The organism is Psychromonas sp. psych-6C06 (genome assembly GCF_002835465.1).
GTDB lineage: Bacteria > Pseudomonadota > Gammaproteobacteria > Enterobacterales > Psychromonadaceae > Psychromonas.
The window spans coordinates 1-3,881 of the sequence record NZ_PIZM01000021.1 but is presented as its reverse complement, the minus strand read 5'-3'; the positions used below and the strand labels follow the sequence as shown (position 1 = coordinate 3,881).

Below are 3,881 nucleotides of genomic sequence, written 5' to 3'. Positions count from 1 at the left end.
ATGCAAAAGCCAACTGTTTTTGTTCCGTTTAAACGCCTTGTTAGCACGGCGATTGGGAACCTAAACAGGTTTTAGCGCCGTTAATAAATGGAAAATTGCACAACGAATGTGAAACTGAACACTTATTTAAAATCCAGTGAAAACCAAGATTTAACACCGAAACTGAAACACTTTGAATGTTACTTTAAAACCACAAGGCAAAACACATTCAATTGAAAACAGCCCTTCCAAATACGACCAAACTCACAACAACCCAAAAGCTATTTACGTAAGCCTGATAACGCCTCATTAAGCGGAAAATAATGGTTGGCTATAATCGCGAAGCGATGGCCAACTGTTAATTTTCCGTTTAAATGACTTGTTAGGCGAATTTATACAGTTTTCTCAAATAAGACGTTTGCTAATCCATCTGTTGGGGACCAAATGCCAGATTTCGACTTAACATATTGTTTGCAGAGAGTTACTATTTTTGCTTGATTACCAAACTTTAAATACTGCCTATCGATTTCACTTAACATCTCAAACGCATTGTCACAGTATCCGTAAGAAGATAAAAATAAACCGCCGTTAACTTCTTCGTTCACTATAACTTTCAAAAAATCTCGAGCAGCTTGACCGCCAACTTTCTGTTGAGAACGCCAGTGCTTTAACTCGACGAAATATGTGTGATCATTGCCAGATACTCTGCACTTCAGTACAACATCTTTGCCACCGTCCTTGCTACCAGGTGTTAATTCAGCACTAAAACCAAGTTCTTCAAAAACAACTTGGACAACTCTTTCGAGCTCTCTCCACTCAATATCCATTAAATATTGAGGATTTTGCGCAATCAACATGGCAAATTGATCACTTAAACTACTCCGTAGTATATTTACAAGCTTAAAGTCATAGTCTTCTGTTTTCTCTGCTCTCTGTATCCATGCCTTCAAAGAATCTAAATCTATTAATTCAAGTTTCACTGGTAAGTTAGAGTTTGCGATTTCTAAAGCTGAACGTGTAAACCGAGAATTAGTCACTAGCATTAAACGATCAAAATCGTGAACAACACTAGCCCCAATTAACTTTTGAATAACATTAGCACCTACAGGAGAACGATAATGCTTATACTCGATCGCGAGCTTTTCTTGTATTGAGCCGTCATCTTTGTTTGCGACAAAATCCACACTACTATCTCTGTGAAGAGGAGTCTGGCTAACTTCGTACCCATCATCACTTAATAAGGGGATAAGAATTTCACTTACTGTTTTTTCTGCCACTTGAGGACCTAGTTCACCATGCTCCAGTGCAGAAATTTCTTTTTCATATTTTTGATTCATAGTGCCCTCAGAGATACCCATATTCGCCTAACGCCGCATTAAGCGGACAAAAATAGTGGGTTAAAATGTGTAGCGAAGCGAAACGTAACCCACTGTTTTTGTTCCGTTTAAATGCCTTGTTAGCTTTTTACGCCTAGCTCAGCCATTAAATTATGCCTACATTTGTTGATTTCATTGATTGCTGATGAATAACCTCTTTCAACCGAATTAAGTATTGCTTGATCGGGATCATTAGATAAAGCAAGCTCCATACTAGATAACAAACCAATAGACTCAGCGAGTTCACTTAATGCATTCTTTGCGTTTGAGGTAAGGTATAAACCATGAACCATTTTCACTTTATCAATGGCAACACGATAATAATGAAAATTCCGCCCTTCTTCCAAGGTATCTACATTTCTCCAGACATAGTGTTCATTTGGAGAAAACTCAGCTAATTGTTTCCAACTATATAAGTTTATTTCAACTAATAACTCATCAATTGCAGTCAAAGAATCAAGACTCTTTGCTTGAAAAGATTGGCGGAGAGCACTTTTAATATCTAGTTCAGCTTTGATTTTCTCAATTTCGATCGCGTGGCTATTTTTGATACCTTCAATTTGTTCTGTAATGCTTGCGATGTCTTCTTTAGATGCTAAATTTTTTGCTTTTTCTGAAACATAACTAGGTAAAAAACTTTTAGCGAGTAAAGTTAAAACTGCTAGCCCTACTAGAGCAATTATATTAACGATTAATAACACATCTATCACGGTGACTCCTAGAAAGCTAACGCTCTGTTAAGCTGCGAAAAATGGTTGGCTATAATCGCGAAGCGATGGCCAGCCGTTTTTTGTCTGTTTGAACAGCTTGTTAGGAATGCGGCCACAACAGCGGGCGTAAACCTTGATATTTTTTTAATTCTAGCAACCCGCTGACTGATGATTTTAATTAGAAAACGATTCAAAAATCAGAAAGAAGTTGCTCAATAAAGGCTTAATTTTAAAGCAAAAACTAAAACAGAAAATCAGTTTAAACATAACTTGTGAGGTAACATCGAAACTGGCTATAAAACCATACAGCCTTATTTGCACATTCAAAGCTAAACCACTTAGAAGCTTAACTTTCGCCTCGAAGTTAAAAACAAAACCACACCTTTATTTTCAGATTAGACTTGCAAACCTAACGCCGCAATAAGCGGCAAAAAATAGTTGGCTATAATTTGTGAGGCACGAACAAAGCCAACTGTTTTTTGTCCGTTTAATTGCCTTGTTACATGTACTACCACTGGATATGAATTTTGGTTCCAGTTTCTACTAGATCCATAAACTCATCCATTTCTGGATTGGTCAAAGCAATGCAACCATTTGTCCAATTATACTTTTGCGTAATTGAAGAAAACCACCCAAGCCAATTACGTTGCCCATGAACCATAATGAAACCGCCAGCAGACACACCTTTAGACTCAGCATTTTTAACATCTTGAGCGTTTGGATATGAAATATGCATTGCTCTATAGAATGATGAATCTTCTTTTTTATAATCCAAGGTATAAGTGCCCTCTGGAGTCTTTTGATCACCTTCCTGCTCTTTGTGCCCTTTCGGAGTTTTTCCAAATGCTACGTAATATTCCTTAAGAACTTTACCGTCTGTCATTAAGTACATTTTGTTATCAGATTTATCTACTTTTACTAAATCAACACCTGCGAATACAGAGGATGAAAGTAACATGTAGATTAGAAAGATATATCGCATATTTACCCGTACATGTAACGCCCACATAAGCGGACTAAAATAGTGTGCCAAAATTGTTGAGGAACGAAACATGGCACACTGTTTTAGTTCCGACTTAATGTGCTTGTTAGCTTTATCCTATCGTTGTTGCGCTAATATTTTCTGACTCATCAATAGTTAATTCAATACCCCCGCCACCAAACAAGTGACCACATTCATAATACAAAGAAATTGTGTCTTCTATATCAGAAACAATATCGAAGACTACACCATCTAATTTAACAAGAAGCACGAACTCATTGGTAGATAGCGTTGGCATGTCATCATCTGGATCTGCCCAGCAATCATTATAATATTCTGCAAACTCTACAATATGCTTTTCAAGTTGCAAAGATAGTTTACTAATTCGATTGAGGGCAATACTCGCCAAATCATATTTAGAATATGTTTTGCGTATATCTGGGCTGATAATTTGAAAGTCAGTTGTAGTGTTTAATACGGTACACTTGCTTTTCCAACTATCTAAATCTTTAACATATTCAAATTCCATTTGAGACCTTAAAGCTAACGCCCACTTAAGCGGACAAAAATTGTTGGCTATAATGTGGAGCGAAGCGAAACAAAGCCAACTGTTTTTGTTCCGTTTAAAGTGCTTGTTAAATGGCCAATTTAAATGCCAAATGATTAGACATGATATTGGCTCAAAAAGTTTGATAACATAATTATAATGAATAAGGCTACATAGAGAATTATTGAGAATACTCCAAATTTCTCCTTATCTTTAAATGAATACACGTTGACACCGATATTAAACCAAAGCTTTGTGATTAAATACGGAGATAAGACATTAAAAAA

General features: G+C 36.5%; 4 protein-coding genes. All 4 read right to left on the bottom strand.

Annotated elements, in window-relative coordinates; translation table 11 throughout:
* Positions 1 to 371: 371 nt before the first annotated feature.
* The 4 genes from CW745_RS16350 to CW745_RS16335 all read right to left on the bottom strand — a co-directional run bounded on the left by CW745_RS16350 (position 372) and on the right by CW745_RS16335 (position 3,576).
* Positions 372 to 1,316, bottom strand: coding sequence for a restriction endonuclease (locus tag CW745_RS16350; RefSeq protein ID WP_101109773.1), 945 nt, complete (start codon positions 1,314 to 1,316; stop codon positions 372 to 374).
* A gap of 119 nt (positions 1,317 to 1,435) precedes the next feature.
* Entirely contained in the window at positions 1,436 to 2,065 is a 630-nt protein-coding gene (locus tag CW745_RS16345; protein ID WP_101109772.1) for a hypothetical protein, read from the bottom strand.
* A gap of 508 nt (positions 2,066 to 2,573) precedes the next feature.
* The gene (locus CW745_RS16340; protein WP_101109771.1) at positions 2,574 to 3,047 is read right to left on the bottom strand and encodes a L,D-transpeptidase family protein; all 474 of its coding nucleotides are present in this window, start codon (positions 3,045 to 3,047) and stop codon (positions 2,574 to 2,576) included.
* Between the two features lie 112 nt (positions 3,048 to 3,159).
* Positions 3,160 to 3,576: a DUF2262 domain-containing protein gene (locus tag CW745_RS16335; protein WP_101109770.1), complete on the bottom strand. Its 417-nt coding sequence runs from the start codon at positions 3,574 to 3,576 to the stop codon at positions 3,160 to 3,162.
* Positions 3,577 to 3,881 lie beyond the last annotated feature (305 nt).